Origin of the sequence: Pseudomonas sp. N2-3-1-14 (assembly GCF_041228395.1) — a bacterium.
Lineage (GTDB): Bacteria > Pseudomonadota > Gammaproteobacteria > Pseudomonadales > Pseudomonadaceae > Aquipseudomonas.
Genome location: NZ_CP166199.1, coordinates 375,431 through 397,115 on the forward strand (window position 1 = coordinate 375,431; position 21,685 = coordinate 397,115).

General features: G+C 57.0%; 25 protein-coding genes and 1 pseudogene. 14 read left to right on the top strand and 12 right to left on the bottom strand.

Features of this window, described 5'->3' with window-relative positions; genetic code table 11:
* The first annotated feature begins 10 nt into the window (after positions 1 to 10).
* Genes AB5I78_RS01695 through AB5I78_RS01720 form a run of 6 tightly spaced genes read left to right on the top strand, consistent with a single transcriptional unit; the run spans position 11 to position 3,923 of the window.
* Positions 11 to 1,828, top strand: coding sequence for an SGNH/GDSL hydrolase family protein (locus AB5I78_RS01695; RefSeq protein ID WP_369301730.1), 1,818 nt, complete (start codon positions 11 to 13; stop codon positions 1,826 to 1,828).
* Between the two features lie 10 nt (positions 1,829 to 1,838).
* Positions 1,839 to 2,303 carry a hypothetical protein gene (locus AB5I78_RS01700; protein ID WP_179606598.1) on the top strand — a complete coding sequence of 155 codons (465 nt, stop codon included), beginning with the start codon at positions 1,839 to 1,841 and terminating at the stop codon, positions 2,301 to 2,303.
* Entirely contained in the window at positions 2,300 to 2,992 is a 693-nt protein-coding gene (locus tag AB5I78_RS01705; RefSeq protein ID WP_369301729.1) for a hypothetical protein, read from the top strand. The genes AB5I78_RS01700 and AB5I78_RS01705 overlap by 4 nt, the downstream gene beginning before the upstream one ends.
* Entirely contained in the window at positions 2,992 to 3,408 is a 417-nt protein-coding gene (locus AB5I78_RS01710; protein WP_369301728.1) for a hypothetical protein, read from the top strand. Before AB5I78_RS01705 ends, AB5I78_RS01710 begins: the two co-directional genes overlap by 1 nt.
* Positions 3,409 to 3,411: 3 nt before the next feature.
* Positions 3,412 to 3,660, top strand: coding sequence for a bacteriocin (locus AB5I78_RS01715; RefSeq protein WP_177069178.1), 249 nt, complete (start codon positions 3,412 to 3,414; stop codon positions 3,658 to 3,660).
* A 44-nt stretch (positions 3,661 to 3,704) separates the two neighbouring features.
* Positions 3,705 to 3,923 carry a hypothetical protein gene (locus AB5I78_RS01720; protein WP_177069177.1) on the top strand — a complete coding sequence of 73 codons (219 nt, stop codon included), beginning with the start codon at positions 3,705 to 3,707 and terminating at the stop codon, positions 3,921 to 3,923.
* A gap of 93 nt (positions 3,924 to 4,016) precedes the next feature.
* On the opposite strand, the gene AB5I78_RS01725 is transcribed toward AB5I78_RS01720, so the two are convergent.
* On the bottom strand, positions 4,017 to 4,388 hold the full coding sequence (locus AB5I78_RS01725) for a hypothetical protein (protein WP_177069176.1): 372 nt from the start codon (positions 4,386 to 4,388) through the stop codon (positions 4,017 to 4,019).
* On the opposite strand from AB5I78_RS01725, the gene AB5I78_RS01730 reads away from it, so the two are divergent.
* From AB5I78_RS01730 to AB5I78_RS01745, 4 genes are all read left to right on the top strand, one after another.
* Positions 4,353 to 5,552, top strand: a complete 1,200-nt coding sequence (locus tag AB5I78_RS01730; RefSeq protein WP_369301727.1) for a hypothetical protein — start codon at positions 4,353 to 4,355, stop codon at positions 5,550 to 5,552. The genes AB5I78_RS01725 and AB5I78_RS01730 overlap by 36 nt on opposite strands.
* A gap of 10 nt (positions 5,553 to 5,562) precedes the next feature.
* Positions 5,563 to 8,757, top strand: a complete 3,195-nt coding sequence (locus tag AB5I78_RS01735) for a hypothetical protein (RefSeq protein WP_369301726.1) — start codon at positions 5,563 to 5,565, stop codon at positions 8,755 to 8,757.
* A gap of 309 nt (positions 8,758 to 9,066) precedes the next feature.
* Positions 9,067 to 9,543 (top strand): hypothetical protein, encoded by a 477-nt coding sequence (locus AB5I78_RS01740; RefSeq protein WP_369301725.1) that lies wholly within the window; start codon positions 9,067 to 9,069, stop codon positions 9,541 to 9,543.
* Positions 9,544 to 9,573: 30 nt separating this feature from the next.
* Entirely contained in the window at positions 9,574 to 10,536 is a 963-nt protein-coding gene (locus AB5I78_RS01745; RefSeq protein WP_369301724.1) for a hypothetical protein, read from the top strand.
* On the opposite strand, the gene AB5I78_RS01750 is transcribed toward AB5I78_RS01745, so the two are convergent.
* Complete coding sequence (locus AB5I78_RS01750; RefSeq protein WP_369301723.1) at positions 10,533 to 11,210, bottom strand: SOS response-associated peptidase family protein; 678 nt, start codon at positions 11,208 to 11,210, stop codon at positions 10,533 to 10,535. The genes AB5I78_RS01745 and AB5I78_RS01750 overlap by 4 nt on opposite strands.
* 83 nt (positions 11,211 to 11,293) lie before the next feature.
* On the opposite strand from AB5I78_RS01750, the gene AB5I78_RS01755 reads away from it, so the two are divergent.
* From AB5I78_RS01755 to AB5I78_RS01770, 4 genes and pseudogenes are all read left to right on the top strand, one after another.
* Positions 11,294 to 11,503 (top strand): hypothetical protein, encoded by a 210-nt coding sequence (locus AB5I78_RS01755; RefSeq protein ID WP_369301722.1) that lies wholly within the window; start codon positions 11,294 to 11,296, stop codon positions 11,501 to 11,503.
* A gap of 96 nt (positions 11,504 to 11,599) precedes the next feature.
* The gene (locus AB5I78_RS01760) at positions 11,600 to 12,025 is read left to right on the top strand and encodes a LexA family protein (RefSeq protein ID WP_369301721.1); all 426 of its coding nucleotides are present in this window, start codon (positions 11,600 to 11,602) and stop codon (positions 12,023 to 12,025) included.
* The gene (umuC, locus tag AB5I78_RS01765; RefSeq protein WP_369301720.1) at positions 12,018 to 13,295 is read left to right on the top strand and encodes a translesion error-prone DNA polymerase V subunit UmuC; all 1,278 of its coding nucleotides are present in this window, start codon (positions 12,018 to 12,020) and stop codon (positions 13,293 to 13,295) included. Before AB5I78_RS01760 ends, umuC begins: the two co-directional genes overlap by 8 nt.
* Before the next feature lie 38 nt (positions 13,296 to 13,333).
* Positions 13,334 to 14,099: pseudogene (locus tag AB5I78_RS01770) on the top strand (DNA adenine methylase).
* 96 nt (positions 14,100 to 14,195) lie between these two features.
* Here AB5I78_RS01770 and AB5I78_RS01775 read toward each other — a convergent pair.
* The 10 genes from AB5I78_RS01775 to AB5I78_RS01820 all read right to left on the bottom strand — a co-directional run bounded on the left by AB5I78_RS01775 (position 14,196) and on the right by AB5I78_RS01820 (position 21,626).
* Entirely contained in the window at positions 14,196 to 14,807 is a 612-nt protein-coding gene (locus AB5I78_RS01775; RefSeq protein ID WP_369301719.1) for a hypothetical protein, read from the bottom strand.
* 191 nt (positions 14,808 to 14,998) lie between these two features.
* Positions 14,999 to 15,349 (bottom strand): hypothetical protein, encoded by a 351-nt coding sequence (locus tag AB5I78_RS01780; protein WP_369301718.1) that lies wholly within the window; start codon positions 15,347 to 15,349, stop codon positions 14,999 to 15,001.
* Positions 15,350 to 15,666: 317 nt separating this feature from the next.
* A complete protein-coding gene (gene xerC / locus AB5I78_RS01785; RefSeq protein WP_369301717.1) occupies positions 15,667 to 16,815 on the bottom strand; it encodes a tyrosine recombinase XerC in 1,149 nt (382 codons plus the stop codon).
* Positions 16,812 to 17,015, bottom strand: coding sequence for a hypothetical protein (locus AB5I78_RS01790; RefSeq protein ID WP_367242386.1), 204 nt, complete (start codon positions 17,013 to 17,015; stop codon positions 16,812 to 16,814). Before AB5I78_RS01790 ends, xerC begins: the two co-directional genes overlap by 4 nt.
* Positions 17,016 to 17,093: 78 nt before the next feature.
* Positions 17,094 to 17,339, bottom strand: a complete 246-nt coding sequence (locus AB5I78_RS01795; protein WP_369301716.1) for a hypothetical protein — start codon at positions 17,337 to 17,339, stop codon at positions 17,094 to 17,096.
* Positions 17,329 to 18,027, bottom strand: coding sequence for an HNH endonuclease signature motif containing protein (locus tag AB5I78_RS01800; protein ID WP_369301715.1), 699 nt, complete (start codon positions 18,025 to 18,027; stop codon positions 17,329 to 17,331). Before AB5I78_RS01800 ends, AB5I78_RS01795 begins: the two co-directional genes overlap by 11 nt.
* Positions 18,024 to 18,287 (bottom strand): hypothetical protein, encoded by a 264-nt coding sequence (locus tag AB5I78_RS01805; protein WP_369301714.1) that lies wholly within the window; start codon positions 18,285 to 18,287, stop codon positions 18,024 to 18,026. The genes AB5I78_RS01800 and AB5I78_RS01805 overlap by 4 nt, the downstream gene beginning before the upstream one ends.
* A gap of 55 nt (positions 18,288 to 18,342) precedes the next feature.
* Positions 18,343 to 18,663: a hypothetical protein gene (locus tag AB5I78_RS01810; protein ID WP_369301713.1), complete on the bottom strand. Its 321-nt coding sequence runs from the start codon at positions 18,661 to 18,663 to the stop codon at positions 18,343 to 18,345.
* Positions 18,664 to 18,684: 21 nt separating this feature from the next.
* Positions 18,685 to 21,378, bottom strand: coding sequence for a toprim domain-containing protein (locus tag AB5I78_RS01815; RefSeq protein WP_369301712.1), 2,694 nt, complete (start codon positions 21,376 to 21,378; stop codon positions 18,685 to 18,687).
* Positions 21,375 to 21,626 carry a hypothetical protein gene (locus AB5I78_RS01820; protein WP_369301711.1) on the bottom strand — a complete coding sequence of 84 codons (252 nt, stop codon included), beginning with the start codon at positions 21,624 to 21,626 and terminating at the stop codon, positions 21,375 to 21,377. The genes AB5I78_RS01815 and AB5I78_RS01820 overlap by 4 nt, the downstream gene beginning before the upstream one ends.
* Positions 21,627 to 21,685 lie beyond the last annotated feature (59 nt).

Consider the following 21,685-nt stretch of genomic DNA (forward strand, 5'->3'; position numbering starts at 1 on the left):
AGGAAAAATCATGGCTACGACTCATATCTACCGCGCTGGCACGGTCAGTATCGCTGCGGGCGCAGTAATTGCGACCGGCGCCGGTACAGCGTGGCTATCCAACGCCGCCAGGGGCGACGTGCTCCTGATCCCGAGCGGCCAATGCTTCGAACTGGTGACGGTCGAGTCTGACAACCGTCTGACACTCGACGCGGGCCCGGCGGTGGCCGTCAATGGTGCGCCGTATGTCCTGCTCCGATTTGCTACCGCTCAGAACGTGCGCGACCTCCTCGAGAAGGTCGAGGAGTTCCTGAAGGATCGGCAGGTGAGCCTCGCGGAGTTCGCAGACTGGGCCACGGGTTCAGCCAACGGCGGGCCGAACAAAAACGGCAATTATCCGCTTACTGACCGGTATGGCACGGTCACCATGGCCGCATGCCCGGCCAGGCTCGCAGTTATCGCGGGTTCCGGCGGCGGCGTTGGTGGCGGGGCCGGAACGGTCAAGAGGCTCAATGACGTTGTACCGGATGAGAACGGTAAACTTACAGTTACCCCCGGCGATATCGGGGCGGCGACAGCGGACCAGGGCAATTTGGCTGATGGTGCCGTGCAGAAGGCGCTGGCTCGCCTCTACAAGCCCTTGCTCACCGATGTGCTGGTGCTCGGTGATAGCCGCGCGTTTCAGTGCACCAAGGGCAACGTAGGCTTTGCCGACTGGGCTGTCTCTGAAACGGGCGGCCTTGCCGCGTTTCCGCTGGCCCTGAACAAAGGGCTCGACGGCAACACCACTTCGCAAATGCTGGCACGGCTGCAAACCGATGTAATCGCAAACAGCAATGCCTTTGATGTGATGGTGCATTTTGGTACCGGTAACGACCGGATCAAAGGCATGACGCTGGAACAGACGATTCGAAATCTGGAGTACATGTACTCGGCGTTGATCAAGCGGGGCAAGATAGTCATTGCCATTGCTGAAACGCCAGTAATTGGCGCTAACGTTGGGCTCCCTGCGCAGCAGACTGCGAACCATTTTGCAGTCCACAACTGGTATTTGAACGTTGCACCCAGCCTGGGCGTGGTGGTTGTGAACCCTTGGGACGAAATGGTTGACCCAGCATCCGGTTCGAATTTTTGGCCTTTGGGCGGACTTACAGGTGATGGTCTCCATCCCACTGCGGCAGGCGCGCGAATCATTGGCCGCAAGGTCGCTGAGGCATTGAAACGCCTATTCACTTTTCCGGCAGTGCTCCCAACCGCGAACGTTGCTTACGACGCGGCGCTGGTTCCCGGCGGCAGCTTGATTCCTAACTCGCTTCTAACCGGTACCAACGGTGTGCTGGGTGGCGGCAGCAATGCCACCGGACAGTTGGCTTCATCCTGCACGTTGCTGGGGTCGGACCTCAACGGCCTGGCCGTGGCCGCTTCAAAGGAGGCGGCAGATTTTGGATTCAAACAGGTTCTGCGGATTACCGGTATGCCGAGCGGCACCACACCGACGCTGACTTTAGAACAGTCGGTGGACGTCTCGAAACTCGCAGTGGGTCAACGCCTGCGTGCGGTGGCTGGTTGGGAGTTCATCAGCGTGAATACCAGCGTGCTGCAGGTGGCCCTCCAAACCGTGGCTGTGGGAGCGAGTGGCACCACCGTTGCCCAGATCGGGCAGAACCAGGAGCTAAATCACGCAATGCCAATCGGGACCATTGCCGGCACGCTTGTCACGCAGACGCTTACCCTGTCGGAAGTGCCCTCCAGCCTCAAGCTTCGGCTGTCCATCATTTTCAAATCCGGCACCGGCCAGGACGCAACGATCAAATTGCGTCAGGCGGATCTGACACGACTTTTCGCGTGAGGGCTTATCAATGATCGAAACACAAGAGCAATTGCTCGCCCGGGTACTCAAGGGCAACCCTGATGCAATCTCATTTTGCGAGACGCTGTTCTCTATCTCGCAGACCCTGGATGACATCGTGGACGGTGATAAACCGCTGACCCCCAACGACGTCTACCAGGCGTTCTGGCTCGCGCTGATTGAGCTGCCCATCAATCCGTTCTACCGTCACTTCGAACACTTCGTTCGCCCGCTGATGGCAGGGGCACTCCAAGACTGGCGCGACAGCGTCACCCTGGAGAGAGAAGGGGACCACCACGGTCGTAGCTTGGCCTTTGTCTTGCGGGATCAGCTCACCGGTCTGGTGGTGCAATGCGCCTACCTCATCGGCGGGAGCGCCTGGATGGCCGAGGTTTCCGCCGGCATACGTCGGTTTTTCCACGACGAGACCTTTTCCGCCTACAACCAGGAATTGATCAAGGGAGGTGCACAATGAGTGGCGGTGGTGGAAAAACCGATAATTCGATACAGGACACGCCAGAACAGAAGTATGCCGCTCAAGTGGCTGCGGAAAAGTGGAACTACGCCCAGGAAAGGCTGGCGCCGGTTGAAAACGCGTACATGAGGCGCGTGGATGACATGGATTCGGCCGGCAGCATGGCCTACGTCCGCGGCAAGGCGAACGCGGGAACTCAACAAGCACTGGCGTCGGGCCTGAAGCAGGTCGACCAAGGCATGGCCCAGCAGTACGGCCTGAATCCAAACAGCGGCCGCTCCGTCGGTGCACAGGCCGATCTGGCCGCAAGCGTGGGTGCGGCGGGCGGCGATACCATGGCCCGTGCACAGTTCGAACAGAAAGGGCAGAAAATCGCCGGGCTCAGCAGTGTGGCAGCCATCGGCCAAGGGCAATCGTCCCAGGCACAGGCGGGCCTCAACACCGTCGCCAACCAAGCTGCTCAAGACGCCCAGTCCGCAGCGTTTACGAATTTCAATCGCAAGTCTGCAAACCTGCAACTTGCAGGTGCCGCTATGGGAGCTGTTGCTGGCGGGGCAGCCTATGGGCTTAACAACATGGCCCCAGCCAAAACAAATGTGGCCAACTCAACCGTCCTCAATCCTAAAGGGCTGAGCGGGAATATTTACGACAGCGCCAACGGCGCCGCCAATTTTGGGGGGTATGCCTAATGCCTTACTACGTCGATCCGAATGCAGCGTTCGCTGGAAAACAAGGTGCTTCCACGGTGCTGGGCCAACTGAGTCGCTCCCAGTGGGACGATTGGAAAGCTCGTTTTCAGCCCTACGTCGACAAGCTGGCCAACATCGCCACCAGCGAATCTTTCGCAGGCGAGCAGGCTGCAACCGCCACTGATTCGGTAAATAAAAGCTTTGATAGCGCGGCCCAGGGTTTGCAAATGCAACAGCAGGGAATGGGCTTGATGCTGTCACCCGCACAGCAGGCCGCCCAGGACCGGAAGATGCAACTTGGCCGGGCATCTGCAACTGTGGATGCGAGCAACAACGCCCGCGTTTCGGCGCGCGACCTGCAAGAGCAAATTATGGCCGGGGGGATGGGCCTCAGCGGATTGAAACCGGGGAGTTAAATTATGGGATATGGACTGATTGGGCTTAAGCAGGAAATGCAGGGAGAAGCTATGCAAGGCCTCTCGCAGGTGTCTCAACAGCAACAGCAAGCCAAGATTGCCGAGGACCAAATGAATCAGCAGGCCAAGGCCAATACTCAATCCAGCCAGGTAGGCATGGCTACAACAGGCGCCATGGTGGGCTCAGCTTTTGGCCCTGTTGGTACGGCAATCGGAGCGGGGATTGGCTACATCGCTGGGTCGTTTATGTAGATGGCTGCGCTACACTCAAATTTTTATTTCTTTGAGAATCGCTCATGGAACTTGCGCTTTGGGTTATCGCCATCTTGCTTCTGCTCATTTACTTGCTGCTCCGTCAGGCGGTGCAGCTGCTGAGGAAAGATCTACCTAAGCTGATCAGGGTTGCCTCAGACTTGAATGTAGAGCGATTAGATCAGGTTACGGAGCGGGTAGAGGATGTGCGCGGAAGCATCGATTCACTCGCTTTAAACCGCTCGCATGAACTGGAGCGGTGAACATAAACAACCTTTTTCATTGGACTACAGCAGTCATCCTGCCGAGTGATGTCCGGGAAATACTATTGTCGGGAGACAACAATGGCAGGCGGATTAGATACCCGTGGCGGAATGGATGGCTTCACCCAGGGCTTTGGCCTGGTAAGCAATCTCCTCGCGCAGAAGGACCAGCGAGCACTCCAGCAGGCTCAACTCGCTCAACAGGCAGAGGACCGGCAATACGGTCGCGAGATCCAGCAGCAGGAGATGGGCCTGCGCAAAGACGACTTGGCGTATCGCCGGGAAACTGATCAGCGAAACTACACTGACACTCAGGCCCAACGTCAATACCTCCACCAGCGCGATGCCGATAACGCTGCGCGCCAGGATCGCCAATTCCAGGCAACCTACGGCCTTCAGGTGGCCGGTCAACGGCAGGCGGCGGCGAGGATGCAGCGCGAGGATCAGCGCTTTAACCTTCAGCAACAGCAGCTGACCCGCCAGATCGGCCGGCAGGACAAAGCTGAGATGCAACAGCAGGATGCGCTCACAGCGAAATCGGCTTATGCCAAAATCGCCGCCGGCGGTGACCTGGATGACAACGACCTCGAAGTCTTCAAGCGCAACCCATGGATGGACCCCCGGCACGTCCTTTCTCTCGCGATGCAAGGCGACGTGGCCACCGCCGGCAAAGTATTCACCGGAGAGCTCAACTCCAATGCCCCGGAAGCCTTGGATGCTGTAAATCGGGTGTTCGGTCCTGACATCCAGAAGGGGGGCGGCGGCAAAAAACGCATTGTCCAGGTGATTCCCGGCCAGACCGAGGGCACGGTGGTCTTTGAGCTGGAAGTCACCGGTGATGACGGGAAGAAATACACCGCGCCCATGACCAAGAATCGTGGCACAGCGAACGATGCTGACGACGAAGTGCTCGAGGTGCCCATTGAGAAGTTGGTTGACCGTGTGTCCGGCTACAAACTGCTGAGCGGCGTATTCAACACGCCTGAAAACAGGCAGGCCGCGCTGCGGTATGGTCAGCAAATGGGGCTGGCCCCGAAAGATCAACTGAGCAAGCCGCTTGCGGCGCCGGTTCAAAAAGCCGAGGACAAGGATCTGGAGGCGATCGCCGCCGCATCAACCATGAACGATCAGTTGTCGAAAATCGGTGAGCAGATCACATCCGGGAAGCTTAACCTCGGCCCGGTCAATAACAAACTCGCAGCGGCGCGCAACGCGATGGGCATGAGTACCGAGGAGTCGAGGAACTACGGCTCGCTCAACTCGACACTCGAGCAATTACGTAACGCCAGTCTGCGACTCAATGCTGGTGTGCAGACGGACGGTGACGCCCAGCGGGCCTGGAATGAGCTCATCACCAACATCAACGATCCGGCGCTGGTGCAGCAGCGTCTGACTGAAATCCGTGCCCTGAACGAAAAGGCAATGGAGCTCAAGACCAACATGATCCAGCAGCGCCGGCATAACGCACGTGCTGAGCCACTGGATATCGGCACCGTCATTCCGCAGGTCGACCAACAGCGCGGCCTCAGTATGCCTTCGGCTGGATCACCGACTCGTCAGCCAGCAACAACCTCGAAGGCATCACCTGCTGAACTCCCGCACGGTGCCAAATTCCTCGGCTTCGAATAAGGAGCAAATCATGCCAATCGCAAAGTTTGAGATGCCGGACGGCCGTATTGCTCGTTTCGAGATGCCCGATGGAGCCACCCCGGAGCAGGCTCAAGAAGTGTTCTCCCAGATGGCCAAGATGAGCGCGCCCGCCGCGGACGCACCAAAGAAGCCAGCAGCACCAGAGGTCGGCGCTTTTCGGGCGGGCTTGCGAGGCCTGAATGACGGCCTGACCTTCGGGTTTGCTGACGAAATTTCCGGCGGCCTTGCAGCAACGCTGGAGCCATTGATCGGTACCGGCAACCCAGGCAAGACCTGGCGGGAGCGATATGACCAGAACGTCGCGGGCGAGCGCAACCTTGATGCGGCCTCACGCGACCAGCATCCGGTTGCAAATATCGGCGGCGGATTAGTCGGTGGTGTTGTTCCAATGCTTGCCAGCGGCGGTACCACTGCCTTGCCTGGCCTGGCGGCTCGCGCCTCGGCAGCGGCAGCTCCCACGACCGCGCAAGTTATTGGTCGGTCGGCAGCCACCGGTTCGGCTTACGGCGGGTTGTATGGCCTGGGATCAGGCCAGGGGGATCTCGCTGACCGCATTCCTAGCGCAGTGGAAGGGGCGGCACTCGGGGGTGTTGTAGGCGGTGCTTTACCTGTGGCAGCAGTAGCCGCCGGCGCCGTCAAGCGTGCGCTGACTTCATCAGAGAACTCGGCAAACCGTCAACTTCAGTTCGCGCTTGAGCGAGACGGCATTAGCCTTGAAGAGTGGCAGCGTCGGGTTCAGGCCATGCGTGAAGGAAACCCGGCCGCTCTGCCCGTCGACGCTGGGGGCGAGAACGTAGCAGGCCTTCTGGAGCGTGTAGCGAACACGCCAGGTGCTGGGCGCACCAAGATCATTCCAGCGCTGAACGAACGCCAGGCAGCTCAACCTGATCGCGTAGCTGAGCAACTGTACAGACTGACCGGCGCAGGTCGTGGCCGTGACAAACCGGTGGCTATGTCCGATTCCAAAGAGATGACTATTTGGCAGCCGCCTGCACCGGGCTCGCGTGAGGGCGATGCGATGTCGAAGGTCGCCGACGATATGGCCGCCGGCGGCACACCAGAACAGCGCCGGAGTGCCTACCGCGCCCTTGAAGACACGATGAAAGAGCGCGCCAAAGCGGCCGCGCCCTTATACGAGCAGGCTTACAAAGAGCCGGTGCCCTGGACCAAGGAGCTTGAGGAGTTAATGGCCCGCCCGGCTATGCAGACGGCATTCCGTGATGCTAAGACGCGCGCTGGAAACCAAGGCCGCCCGTTCTACGGAAAGTTTGTGGAATTGGCCGACGATGGAACGTTCACCGTCAAGGATGTGCCCAGCACCGGCGACCTGGACATCATGAAGAAAAACCTCGATGACCAGATTGGCGCGTTCATGCGGTCGGGGGAGAAGGGCCGGGCAGGCGACATCATCAACATCAAAAACAAGCTGCTCGGCATCATGGATGAGCACAGCCCCACCTATTCCAAAGCGCGAAAAGTCTGGTCTGACGACTCCAGCTATATGGGCGCAACTGAGAAAGGGCGCGATCTGATTTTCAATCAAAAAATGAGCCCAGAGGAGTTCGCTGACACTTTCCGTAGAATGTCGCCTGCCGACCGAGAAGGCTTCGCGACTGGTGCGGTTTCGTCTGTGATCGGCAAAATGGGCAGCAAAACCAGCACTTATTCGGACGTCGTCCGAGATCTCAATTCACGGAACATGCGCGAGAAGATCGGTGCAATGTTACCGAATAAGGCTGCGCGGGACAGCTGGAACACTTTGCTCGATCAGGAAGTGGCGTCGACCGCTCTCCGTCAACGAGCAACGGGTAATAGCGCTACCGCCCGGCGAATGGCCGAAGTTGATGATGAGAGCGGGGCGGTGGAAAGGGCGGGCGGAGCGCTTGCTGATCTTATGGGTGGGCGCTTCTTGGCATTGACCGGTAAGACTATCGCGGCTGGCTACAAAGGCACCCGTGATCGACTGCACGCTCGTTCGGATGACGCTGTGGCGGACCGGTTGCTCAAGCCCGAAATTGCGGCGAAGGCTCAAGACGTTCAGCCGATGCCCGCGATTGAGGCCCCCTCGCAGGTAGCTGCACCAGGTGCTGTAGTTTCGGCCCTGGGCGGCGATGAGTCGAAACAACAACCAACCCCGCCCGAGGCGGCGCGCGCGTCAGTCGCTGCTGGTATTCAAGGGGCTGATCGCACATCCCCAGCACTTGTAGCAGGGCAAATCACTGCGGGCAACATTGATTTGAACGCCAGGCCCACGGTCATGAACGCTGACGGCTCGATCAGCACTGTTCGATCAATGTCGATCGGCATCGATGGCAAGGAAGTGCTCATTCCCACAGTCAGCGATGACGGCAGGATCATGTCGGACGACGAGGCGATCCAGACTTATCAGCGCACCGGCAAGCACCTTGGTATGTTCAAGAACCCCGAGAGCGCTAATGCGTACGCTGAAAAGCTGCACGAGGACCAGGCGGAGCAATATGGCGACAAGGATGGCGCCAAGCCCGGTGACGTTCTGCCGGAGGCTGGTGACGATCAAGCCGCCTTGCCCCCTGCCAAAGCGCTGGACCTCGCTGCCCGAAGTGCCGCTACCTCTCCGGATAACGATCTGCCTGAACCGAGTACTGCCCAGAAGGAAGCGGGCAACTATCGCAAGGGGCATATCAAGCTGCAGGGGCTGAACATCGCCATCGAGAACCCACGCGGTTCTGAGCGGAAAGGCGTCGATGCGAACGGCAAGGAGTGGTCGCATTCCATGTCCGACCATTACGGCTACATCAAGCGCACCACCGGTGCTGATGGCGACCAGGTTGACGTGTACGTCGGTCCTGAGCCCTTCAGTCAGCGTGTGTTCGTCGTGGACCAGAAAGACCAAGGCTCAGGCAAGTTTGATGAGCACAAAATCATGCTGGGTTACACCAGCCAGGCGGCGGCGATCAAAGCCTACAAGTCAAACTTCGACAAGGACTGGAACGTGGGCGACGTCACCGAGATGAAAATGCCGGAGTTCAAGGCCTGGCTCAAGGCTGGCGACACCGCCAAGCCGCTGGCAGCCGCGGCTTCGAAGCCAACCGTGAAGTCCATCAATGCCAAAATGGCAGCGGTGCGCCTCGGCGGAACGAGTGCAGAGCGCAAACAGCAGGAGTTGGCCAAGCTGACCCAGGAACGGGAACAACTTGCCAGTTGATTTAAGTGGCCTGCTTGTAAAGGGGCCGCATCCCAATCAATCCGGCCGTGAGGCCCCACCCAGTAGGTATTGCAGATGCCTGGACAATCTCCAGACCCGACACTTTTCGCTGATCCGGACCGTTTGAAACCCGGTGAGCGAGAGCCGATCCGCACACTAAATCCGCTGCCGTTGAGCGGCCAGGCGCTTTGTTCATGCAATTGCGGTTGGTTCGGCCCCGCCGGGCAGCGACAGGACGGCGCGTGCCCAGCGTGCGGCTCAACCGCGGCTAAAGCACCCAGCAAGGCGGCTACCCATGTTTACGAGACCATGGCCAAGCTGCTGAACGACAACAGTGAAAGGCTCAAGGGGGCTCAAATCGACTGCATTTCGTTGCGCGCGATGGTGGACCAGTCAGTCCAGAATTGCCGGACGCTTCAGGATGTCCAAACCCCGCTTACCGCAAAGGCGGCTGCATTTGACGCCTCAATGAAGATGATCGGCCTGCCGCCTGATACGGCGCCTGATGTTTACCCAGGATTCATTCAGTCCATTCTGCACGACCAGCTTCGCTACACCATGCACCGCGACGTGCTTCGCCTCGATCAGGCCGCTTGGGATGCCGTGCAGGACTTCCCGCAACATAAAATGTCAGCCTTGGACTACGACCAGGCTGTCGACCGTCAGATCTCGCGCTGGCGCCAGATTCAACACCAGGCGCAATTGCAGAAAGAAGCGGCTGAGCGAGACTTGGAGAACATGGAAAGCCCACCAGGTGAGACCGCCATAAATTGTGATATAAGTTAGCGGACCTCTAAGTCATGAGAGCTGTTTGATATGGGCCGCCAAAGAAAAGAATACACCGCTGATCCATTCAAGACGGGGCCTTTTAAGCTTAGTAAAAAGCGAGATGATTGGGCGACGTATCTTAAGCAGCTGGCAACTGTGTTCGAGTCAATGAGTACTTTGCCGAATTTTGAAGAAGATAATTCTGTTTTCGTGTTCTCGGACTATGGCGGAGATCATAGTGGGGCGAACTTCAATACATATTCCTTTTTGATTGTGTCAGCCGATAAAATCGGAGTTTTCCAACATCATATGGCCGAGTTGAGGGAAAGGTATAAGCTCGGCTCGAAAGAGATATCTTATAAAAGCCTTGGGCACGGGCCCACCAAGAGATCATTAAAAGAATACTTGGAAGTCGCTGATGGATGCATCCATGGAATGATTCTGACGGTATGTATCGAGAAGTCCATAGTCAGCATGTTCGGTCCCGATAAGAAGTCAGCCAAGGAAAACCTTCAGCAGCTAAGTGATCAAATAGGTGCAGGTAAATGGCACGAATTTAAGCTCGAAAGAATGTATCGGATTTTTGGAATACTCGTCCTGCTTCTGGATTTGACAACGACAAGCGATCAAAAAGTTTTGTGGCAGAGTGACACTGACCAAATAAATGAGGAGGGGCGCGCAGCCAACTTTGGCGATACTCAGCGTCACCTATATAGCTTTTTGAGAGAGTTTACCGATAAGGATTACCCGCTTTTAGGGTTTGCTAAAACATTTAAAGAGGGTAGTCATTTTACTGATCTTTTGAGCTTGACAGATCTCGCGGCTGGAATGGTCCAAGACATGCTGTCCGATAAGTATTTTGGTAAGGAGCTACTAGTTAACGAAGAGCGAGCTGAAATTTGCAGGTGGCTAGGTCGACAAAGTAAGTTTCTCGAAAAGAAATTTATTGCAGTAGTGAAAAGAGATGATTTGATCTATTTCGAGCCCGTTTATATAGAACAGATAGGTTAAATGGGGGTGATCAGTGAACTGCCTTTATTTCTCACATTGCCTACGCCTTTATCAACTCTGAACCATTCGAATACCTCGGCCGGCTCGCCCTGGTGTAGCACCATCTCCTCGGCGCGCTCTTTGGGCGTGTCCGGATTTAGCCATTCGCGGGCCAGGTCGGGCGTCAGCACTACGGGGCGCCGATCGTGTATGTCCACCATGCCGCCGGCGCTGTCGGCTGTGATGATCACGAATCCGTCATGCTCGCCCGGGCCTTCGTCACTGTCGGGCAGTTGGCCAATGGCTGCACACAGCACGGGCGCGCCATCCCGCCGGCGTATCAGGTAGGGCTGCTTCTTCGTCCCGCCTTCGTCCACCCACTCAAACCAGTTATCGATGGGCGTGATTGCCCGGTGCGGCCAGATTGCGCGGAAGAACGGACCGTGGGCCACCTTCTCGACGCGGGCATTGATAGGCGCGGCGCGGTCCTTGGCCCAGTGTGGCCGCCATCCCCAGCGCACCATGTCCGCGTGCAGCAGATCACCCTGCAGGTGAAGCAGGGCGACTTGGGTTGTCGGGGCGATGTTGTAGCGCTCGAGCGGCAATTCACCGACGGAGCTCGCCAAGGAATTGGGCATGCTCAGCGCTGCAACAAAGTCGTGGATTCCGCTGTACTGGGAAATTCGTCCGCACATAGTCGTCTCCGCTCGTCGGCCCCGATGAACAGTCGGGGCCAGGCCAATCTCTACACTGTAGACACTGGCCCCGGGTATTCGTCATGACAATCAACATCGATCAGATCAACGCAATGGAGGCATGGTTTTCCCTGCGCAACGATCCGGGCCTCATCTCAGCCACACCAGAAGAGCGATACGAGAGGCGCCTCGCGCTTGCAGACGACATGAAAGAACGCGGCGTAATCGACAGCGGCGAGTGGCGGGAACTGACCGAAGAGGCCGTCGCCGCGTACGCAGATGAATTGGGCTAACGCGCCCGCTTGTCAGATATCTCTTACACCAAATTGACCGCCAGCCAGCTGCGCTATTAACTGTACATTCGTACAGTGTATGTAAAAGGCTGCGTCATGAGCTTCTCAATTTTAGGTCCTATCGTCGAGGGCGGCACGAAGCTGCCCTTTTGCTCTTTTCGGGTACCCGCGGGCTTTCCGTCGCCTGCGGCCGATCACATCGAGCAGCACATCTCATTGGATGAGGTCTTAAATATCAGGGCGCCGCACGTCTATCTGATCGCTATCACTGGCGAGAGTATGCAGGGCGCGGGAATCTTTGAGGGTGACCTGGCGGTCGTGGACCGGTCTATTGAGCCAGCCCACGGGCACGTAGTCGTGGCGCTGCTGAACAATGAACCCCTCTGCAAACGCCTGTGTAAGCGCGGAAAAGAGGTGATCCTTCTGTCGGAGAACCCAAAATACCCGGCGCGGTACATTTGTGAGGGCGACGAGTTGTCGATCTGGGGCGTGATCACCAGCACCGTGCGCAGCCATGTCTGAGTCGGCACCTATCTTTGCGCTGATCGACTGCAACAGCTTTTATGCAAGCTGCGAGCGTGTATTCCGCCCCGACTTGGCGAAAGTGCCCATAGTGGTGCTCAGCAACAACGACGGCTGTGTCATCGCCCGAAGCTACGATGCCAAGCCTTTCATCAAGATGGGCGAGCCGTATTTCCAGATCAAGCATAAGCTCAGGCAGCACGGCATTATCCCGTTTTCCTCGAATTACGCCCTATATGGGGACATGAGTGAGCGAGTCATGACGGTGATCGAGAGCCTGGTGCCCGCCGTCGAGATCTACAGCATTGATGAGGCCTTCGCCGACCTGACGGGTATTGACGGCCTGGATGTCCTCGGGCGCAAGATCCGCGCACGGGTCTTTCAGTGCACCGGAATCCCTGTCGGCGTCGGAATCGCCCACACAAAGACCCTGGCCAAGCTGGCCAACCATACAGCGAAGCGCCTGCAGGCCCAGACCGGCGGAGTGGTGAATATCACCGACCCGGTAAAGCGTGACTGGGTATTGCGCAACACCGACGTTTCGGAGGTGTGGGGTGTAGGCCGGAGGATGAAACTTCACCTGGACACGATGGGCATCAAGACAGCGATGGACCTGGCCAAGGCCGACCCCTGGACGCTCCGCAAAAAATTCAGCGTGGTGATCGAGAAGACCGCCCGCGAACTGGCCGGCACCTCATGCATGGGGCTGGACGAGCCCGACCCACCCAAGCAGGAAATCTGCTGTAGCCGGATGTTCGGAATGCGCCTTACCGAGCTCCCGCCGATCAAGGAGGCGGTCGCCACCTACATGATGCGCGCCTCTGAAAAACTGCGAGCTCAAAACTCGCTGTGCAAGAAGGTCCGCGTCTGCATCCGCACCGGGATGTTCAATCCGGACGAGGCGAAGTATGCCAACGGCGTTGTGGTCGATATGCCGTATCCCACTGATGACGTGCGCCTTCTGACTAAGGCGGCGGTGGACGCCGTCGATAGGATCTTCCGCTCGGGGTTCAAATACAGCAAAGCCGAAGTAATGCTGCTCAACCTGTGCCAGCCAGGCGAATACACCGACGATCTTTTTGCAATTTCGCAGCCGGCCGAGTCGACCCGGGTTATGACGGTCCTCGACCAAATCAACGACCGATGGGGGCGTGGAACGCTCCGCGCTGCCAGCGTACCGGCAAACCCGGACTGGGGCATGCGTCGGGAGATGATGAGCCAGAGCTATACCACGCGGCTTGATCAGCTATGGACGGTCAGCTGTAAATAAGCACCACCACCACTAACCACTATTGCAAAGGATTGCAAATGACAAACCCAATCGTTCCATGGATGGGAGGCAAGCGCCGGCTATCGAAACGCCTATTGGCGCTGTTCCCTGATCACGAGTGCTACGTCGAAGTGTTCGCCGGCGGCGCGGCGCTGTATTTCAAGCGGGAGGAGCCGGCAAAAGTTGAGGTTCTTAACGACCTCAATGGCGACCTGGTGAATCTCTACCGAGTCGTTCAGCACCATCTCGAGGAGTTCGTTCGTCAGTTCAAGTGGGCACTCAGCTCCCGGCAGATCTTCGAGTGGCAAAAGATGACGGCGGCCGAGACGCTGACGGATATCCAGAAAGCTGCCAGGTTTTTCTACCTCCAACACCACGCGTTCGGCGCTAAGGCCACGGGACAGACATTCGGCACTGCGACAACCGGCCGACCCATCAACCTGCTGCGGATAGAGGAAAACCTATCGCTGGCCTGGCAGCGGCTATCGGGAACCTACGTGGAGAACCTGCCGTGGTTGAAGTGTGCCGAGAAGTACGATCGACCCCACACCTTTCACTATATGGACCCTCCCTACTGGAAAACCGAGGGGTACGGCACTGAGTTCGGCTTTGACCAGTACGAGGGTATGGCCGAGTTCACGCGCTTGCGAAGGCAAGGTGATGGTGAGCATCAACGATCACCCAGATGTCCGCCGGGTGTTTGAGGGGTTTCGCATGAAGGTGATGGATATTCGTTACAGCACTACCAATCCGAGTCAGGGCAAAGCTGCGGTGACTGGCGAGCTGGCAATTATGAATGGGTAGATATGTCAGCTTTGGCTGAACGCCGCCGTTCGCGACCAAGGACAAATCGCGCCGCGGGTTTGTCAGGTGAATGTCAGGGCGCCTATTCTCAGATAGCTATATCTCCATCGTTGCCCAGTGCTCGATGGTCTTACTATCTATCTTTTTTACGAGTCGATTGTAGATTTCAGTTCTGATTCCACCTTTCGCACCCATAACCCTTGAATTCGAAGCATACGACTGGAGCGCTATTTTCATGAATCCGTTGGAGCTCATGGACTTGAGATGCATGAGAGTTTTGTGATCAGCAAAAACCTCAGCACCTACAAGGTCCATCGTGCGTCGAGCCGTGTTGAAGTTTTTTTGTTTGTTGAAGTCCAGTGCATGCATAAGCTCGTGATGAAGAGAGTTGTATCTCCAGAGCCAAACCAGATCTTCTCTCGTACCTTCGGGCAAGCAATTTTCGTTGATGAATACGGCGCTACGACCTCTGCCGTCTAAAAGGAAATTAATAGTGATTCCACCAGCCCCTTCAATTCCGTAGTTTTTTAGGTCAGCAGAGTCATCGTTGAAGTAAAGCTTTTCGTCATACCTAACCTCGCAAAGGTCTAGAAGGTCGATGCGCTCACTCATCTGACGAGGAGGAACTAAATACACGTCCGACGTAAGGCCTTCGAATCGCCTGGCGAGCTTGTTGTACGCATCCTCGAAGACTTCGACACCGAGCATTTCCACATCCTTGCACATGAGCGCCTCATTTGACTGGATAAGTCTGTCTAATACTACCTATGCCTACGCCAGTATCATTGGCTGTAAAGCTGTTCAAAAGACACCAGAGTTTTAGACATCAAAACTCTACAGGGCACGGTTTGGATGGCCTGCACACCACTCCAACCCGTACTGTTGCGGCATGGGCTTGATTAGTATCTAGGGCTTGGTGAAAGTCTAGGCTTCAAGTCCAGCGATAAATACTCGCCTTTTCTACGTAGCAACCTAGCTAGATCTTCCAGCCAATCTGCGATGGCTTCGGCGGCAGCTGGCCGGTCTTCTGGCACCCAGGACATCAGGTGTTCTTCAAGCAGCTCCTGAAGGTCTAGGTCTTCGCCTGCTTGATGTATGAGGTTGAGCAGAGGGGAGTGGTCCGGAAGACCTGACTCAATGGCAGCATCCACAATGTCCATCGTATTGATTGAGATGAAGGGGCGCGCGCCTTCTTCTGCTTCGATCGGGTCAGGAATTTCAAACGTAACTTTGATCTTTCCGGAGAGCATGGTCGTCCTCTTCCTATCCCTGACCGAATGTCGGGGACTGGCTGTGGATAATTGCTGAAGGCTGGGTAGCCTAAATGCGGGCTACCACTGAATTGTACGTCTATTTGTACGTTTGGCAGAAACAACAAGGCCCCGCATCGCTGCGAGGCCTTGTTTTGTATGGTGCCGGCACCAGGAGTCGAACCCGGGACCTACTGATTACAAGGAAGGTGCTTCAAACATACAAATCAATGACTTACGTGATTTCTTCTTACGTCCAGACGCGCCAAGGCCCGCGTAGATAGCGGGCCCTGTTTCGCTTGTTACGTCCGGTTTGCTCAGTCTGCAGAAGGGGAGACGGTCGGTATGCTGTGGTCATAAACGTCCATCATCTTCGGGTCTCGGTGGCCGCTGGCCTCCTGTTTATCCGCCCGAGTGCCAACGGTGTCGGTGATGCCACGACGTTTCAGATCGTGAAGGGCGAACCGTTGCTCTGGTGTGATGATCTCGTCGACGAGAGCCAGGGTGATGAAGCGCTGCCATGCGGTGTCCAGGCTGGACTTTCGAAGGGGACCACCGTGACTGGCCACGATGATGTTCCGCCGTGACGGCAGGATCGGTATGGCTGTTCTGCGTTTGGCCCATACCTTGGCTCGATAGGCCTTGGCGTTATCCCACGCTTTGCGCAGTCGAGGCGTCCAGCGAACAATGTTGTCCCGACTACCCTTGCGACGATTGGTCAGAACCCCGCTCTCTAGCTCGTTCTCGTCGGTCAAGGTAACGACTTCGATACCTCGTAGCCTGCAGAGATAGGCCAGCTCCATGACGTAGCCGAGATATTCCGGGCAGCCGCCTTTTTCGCCGCGTATCAGCAGGCCTCGGGCAATTGCTCGATCGATGAGTGTGTCCATGACTTGATGGTTCGGTAGGCGGCGTTGCTTTCGTTCGACTGGGGCTTCAATGCCCAGGGCTGGGTTCACTTCCAGGTAGCCGCGGTTGCGCCCCCACTGCAGCACGCGACGCAGATAGCGAAGGGCATGCGCGGCTTTGGACGGTGTGCCTTCGTCCGCTAGCCGATCGACGATTCGTTGCACCAGGGCAGAACTAAACTTCCGCACCGCCAGATCACCAAGTGGCTTACCCAGCCTGGTGGGCAAGGTCAGCAGAACATCGCGCGAATAGCAGTAATCGCTATGGGTTTTGGGGCTGAGCTTCTTGTAACGATCGCTTTCGTGGAATTGTGCGCAAACGTAGCGAAGCGTTCCACGGTCTACATTGGACGCCTCGTCCATGATCTGGTGCAGATCCGCCAAGGAAACATCGGCCGGCGCAATGTTGCGCCGGCGCTGTTTTCCCGTTTCGTCATAGTGCAGCGTGTACCAGACCTGACCTTTTCGGTGGTCAAAGTAAACGGCCGCTGGGAGAGCGGCCTGGTCAATGTGTGCGGGAATATGCGGGTTGTGCTTCCGCTTCCGTGCCTTTTTCATAGGATATCGGCGTCGTATCGCTCTGCAGCGGCAGGCTTCATGCCTGCGGCCTGGTTGATAAGGTCAAGCGTTGTCCAGGGCCCTGTGCGGCCACGGAACAGGCGAACGCCCTGGTCAATTAGGGTTCTCTCGACGTCGGAGCGGCGCTGGTAGCCTGTGATGCGTTGCAGGTCCTCAAATATCAAGACATTGCTCGACATGGTATTCCTCTGCGGTGCTGCGCCCCAGCCAGTGTAGTACCTGCGCTGGGGCATCGTTGTTAGAACGTGCAGGACGTTCTACTGGTGTCTTGCTGCGTGTGGGAGTGGCGGGAGTTCTTTTACCGACTCGATAAAGCCAGTGCTTTGCGCGTCACCATCCATCGCCTTTATGAACATGACTTCCACTTTCGCGGAGTCAACCAGAACCTTTCCTACCTCCGCGATAGCTTTTGCCCGCTCGATGTCCATGGGTTTGTCCGGGTCCTGCAGAGCTTCCAATGTCGCAAAGAGGTGGTTTCTCAGATCAGTCATTTTATTGTTCATGCGCGGCCTCGATCGCTCGTTTCAACTTGCCTAGCTGGCGGATTGTCGTTTTCAGTTCGGGCGGGTAGCGGTGAATGGTATTTCGCCGCATCAGTTCCCCTCGGGTGATCAGCTCGAGGTTTTCCACTTGGCAGTTTGTGTGGTCGCCATTTTTGAATACCAACAAAGAGCCTTGAGGGATTGGGCCGTGCACGGCTTCCCAATTGCGTCGATGCGTCCATTCCCATGCGTTTGGTTCGGCCACTTTGATTTTCAGGTAGCCATCAGTGGCCATGACTTCGGTGCCAACGGGCACATGGTTGTGCGGCATCTGGCCGCTATTGAACTGGGTTTCTACGGATCTGCCGCCGGCATAAAATGGCTTTCCTTTGTTCCATGCGCCATGCCCTTTCTGAAAGCGTGTAGCCACGCCCGGGTTGTTTGTGAGCCCGAGCCGTCCTGAATGTTCGCTGGCAAGGAACTCAGCGCTGCGCTTCAACCCAAGTTCTTTGGCCTTGCCATATATCGCCGCCTTCGGACGCCCTAGAAGTGCCACAAGCTCTGACATTGGGGTGTCTGGATACATTGCCGTGAGGCGTGTTGTCTCAGCTGTGGTCCAGAAGCGTCTGCGGTTGCCGGCGGTTCGTCGCGGCGCTTCAGCAGAGCGATTCAAAGCCCTTTCAAGTGCCTGTTGCGCGATCGGATTCATGCGAAAACTCCCGATATGTTTGGTTTTGCGAGCAGATCAGCTACCAGTGCTGCTTCACCTTTTGTTAGATCGCCCAGTAGTTGGGCCATGCTGGTAACGGACTCCAGCCGTATCCGAGCATCGGCCGTCTTCCGCACCTGGTAATCGAAAAGCGCGGTACCGACGATGCGGATGGCCATAAGGTGCCGTGCCGCTTGCACGCCATCGGCGGGCGCTGTGGTAGCCTTATCGTCGCTGCTGCTGTGGGGTTGTGCTTGCATGGTGTTGCCCTCAGTGGTGGTTGGTGCCGGGGAGCTGTAACTCCTCGGTACCGCCTTAATTACCGGCTTGGCCGGCTGCGGTTGGTTGCACTTGTCTAACCAGGTGAATCACCAGGTTCTCCAGCTCGATCACCTCGTCCATGGCTGACTGCCATTCCAATACCGTCTGGATCTGCTGCCTTGTGCACTGCAGAACCAGAAGCTCTTTCTCCGTGGCGCCACGGACTTCCAGAATCTCGACCAGGCCAGCAGCGCTGTATGCCTCGGCGTACACCATTTGGTTTGCTCCCACGATCCACTCCTGCAGTTCCTTCAAGTGCTTGAGCTGTTTCGTGGCACCGTCCCGACCTTCGCCGGTGATAATTTGAATCTGCATCGCTGTTGTTCCTGGTGCTGATCAGTCGCTACGAAACATCCAGCAGCGCACGGTTTTGGCCTTATCGAAGGCGTCCTTGGCCCGCGCCGAGCAAACGGTGCGGTTGGTCTCGATGAACTTGGGGCTCTTGCTGGTCTTGAGGTGGCGTTTGAGTTCGGTCAAGTCCGGGACTTTCTGCCTTTTGTTCGCTGCCATTTCCGCGAACTCGTTCAGGTTGACGGCGATCAGCCCGTCAGTGCGGGAGTGGTTAAGGTCGCCATCGGGGCCGTTGAGGTAGTCGAACAGCTCCCAAAACTCCACAACGACGGAGTGGTCAGCGTTGATGGCCAGCTGGCGATCCTTGGCCATGTTCTGGATTTCGGCATGGGCTGCGTTCACCTGGTGCTTTTTCAGCGGGACCACGTGTACAAGGGCGTCGATCAGGGCGTGCAATTGGGCGTGATTCTTTGCGATTCGCACCGTGCGGATTTCGGGCAGTGCGAGCAGCTGCTGTTCGTACTTCGGACCCTTTTCGCGGACGGTCTCCATGACCGCGCTTTCCATCATGGTGGACTTCACCAGGAAGCCGCTAACGCGGTCGACCGGCATACGCTCCAGCTTTTCCACCAACAGTTTGGTCTGAGGTGTCTGGCCTTCTTTCGTCATCGCAATGTGTACGAGCCGCTGCAGGATGGGTTCTGACGCGTTGACAGCGTGGTTCTGGCCGATGACCACTGCCGCGCGGAATGGCGGTTCGCGGGTGTCGTTGCCGTTGTTCTTCACACCGGTGGAGCGGACGCTACGCCCGTTGTAAGCAGTTTTCAGCTCGTCCCAGTCGTACTGTTTGGTCTGGCTGCCATCGGTCTTTTCCCGCTCGGATTCAATCAGTACCACAGGCAGGTTGGCGACCTGGGCAAAGTTGCGGGCTCGCGCTACCGGTGTCCCTTTGGTTGGGTCGAAGCCCTCGTAATCACTCCGGCCGCACAGCTTCCAGAGGAATTCGATCAAGGTAGATTTGCCGGCACCTGGTTCGCCTATGATCTCCATGAACGGATAGCTTTTCTGGTGTTGCCGGATTTGTTCGGCAAACAGGGAGCCGAACCAGAAAGCAAGCGCAACCAGGCCCTTGGCGCCGAAACACTCCCATATGATTTCAAGCCATTCGGTTTCAAATTTCTGCAGGTCAGTGTTTAGGTTGAGGATCACCGACTGGCTCAAGGTCTTAATGCTGAGCCGGTCCATATCGAAAAAGTCTTCTTCGTTGAGCTTGAACACCTTTCCATCACGCACTGCCACATCGCCGTAAACGTACGCGCCGTGTTCACGGGTATAGCCGGTGAAGTCGATGGTTTGCACTGTTTTAAGCGCGTCGGTTTGTTCTTCGATAAATGCGTCGAGCTGTTGTGTGGTGCCGGTGAACATCCCGCCCGGGGCGATGCCTAGCAGCCTTTTTTTGAACTCTGCAGATGACGCGATCTGAGAACTCGTGAACGTGTTCTTGATCGGCGCCGCGTCGTGCGCAAAGGTGATGCGGAAGTAATACCAGGACTCGTCGGTGAGCTTGTTTTCCTGGTAGTAAAGAGCCTTGGGATTGCATGTGGCAATACGCTGCAGCGCGCCGCACTGCTGCATGGCCTTGGCTCGCATCTGCTTATTGTTAAGTTGTTGGTCGTCGTGGTGGTCGCTGTCCTCAAGTTCCTGGATTGCCTTGTTGTACTTCTCCAGATCGAGCTTGAACCAGTACAGACGGTTGCCGAACTCCAAGTGGAATTCGCTACGGCGCTTCCAATCGAACATCACCAGGGCTTTCTCCGTGGCATTGTCGGCAATCAGCAGCGCGCCGTGATGACGGGCAATGGTGATGTCCTTATCGAACTGAGCATCGCGCTTATCGCCTTCGTCCAGGAACTGCCAGCGCTGGTGCAGATCGTTCCAGTCGACTTTGCGGTTATCCCGCTGGGGGATCTGTGCGGCCTCGCAAGTAAAGCCCAGCTCGCGGGCCATACGAACCCACCGCTTTGTGTAGGCGTGTGCGCCAGGTTCGTTATCAAGGGCCCATACCAGCCGCGGCAGATTGCCCGGGCGAGCCGCCACGAGCGCCTGCAGGGAGTCGGCCGGGAAGGCGTTTGAAGACATTGCCGATACAGCTGCGATGTTGTGGTGGACCAGGGCGATGGCATCGAAAATGCCTTCCACAATCCAGATCTCTTTCGCCTCCAGCAAGTCAACGCAAGGTGGGCACCACCAGGTCCCCCGATAGCTTTCACCGGGTGCGAACCGGGCTTTCATTTTTCCGAAGCGGGCTGGTTTGTCGATCAGGCGTTCCCAGTAGCCGCCTTTCTCCAGGGCGAACCGAACCGTGGCGCTGCCGGCGTTGTGCTGCGCTGAGTAGTGGGAGTCCTGGGTGAACCAGCCTGCAATTAATTCGATGTTGAACCCGCGACCAAACTCCAGATAGGCGCGGGCTGTAGCCGTAGGCGCGTTATCCGTCGCCGGCGCACGCTTGCTCCAATCTTCAAAAAGATCGTTGTAGATTTCTTTGACGTGCAGGGTGTGGCCGCACTTCTCAGATCGGCCGCAGATCACCAGCCAGGGTTTGTCATGACGCGAATACAGCTCCCGCTTGTGGCACTTAGGGCACTCACCACCGCGCATGTAATCGGTGTCTCTGCGATGCCTCAGTCCGTAGTCGGATTCCAGGCGCTGCAGCACGTCGTGACGCAGATCGTCTCTCATGGTTTTTTCACTGTTTTGAGGCTTTGGGTCAGGGCGCCGGATAGAGCGCCGATCAGGTGTTTTCGAGCGGCCATCACTGGATCGTTGGTGAGGATCGATCCGTGGCGAAGGCCTTCGGGGATAGAGCGGTATTGGTCTGCGTACCAAAGGTCATTGAGGCTGAGACGGTACTGTTCACGCAGGTTGGCCAAGAGCGCTTGAGCTTGATCCGGCGGCAGCTTTGCGTTGATGTTCAGGGCGTTTTCCATTGTCAAACCTCAATTTCGGGCGCAGCTCACCCAAACCCACTGGGTGTGGGGCAGGCGAT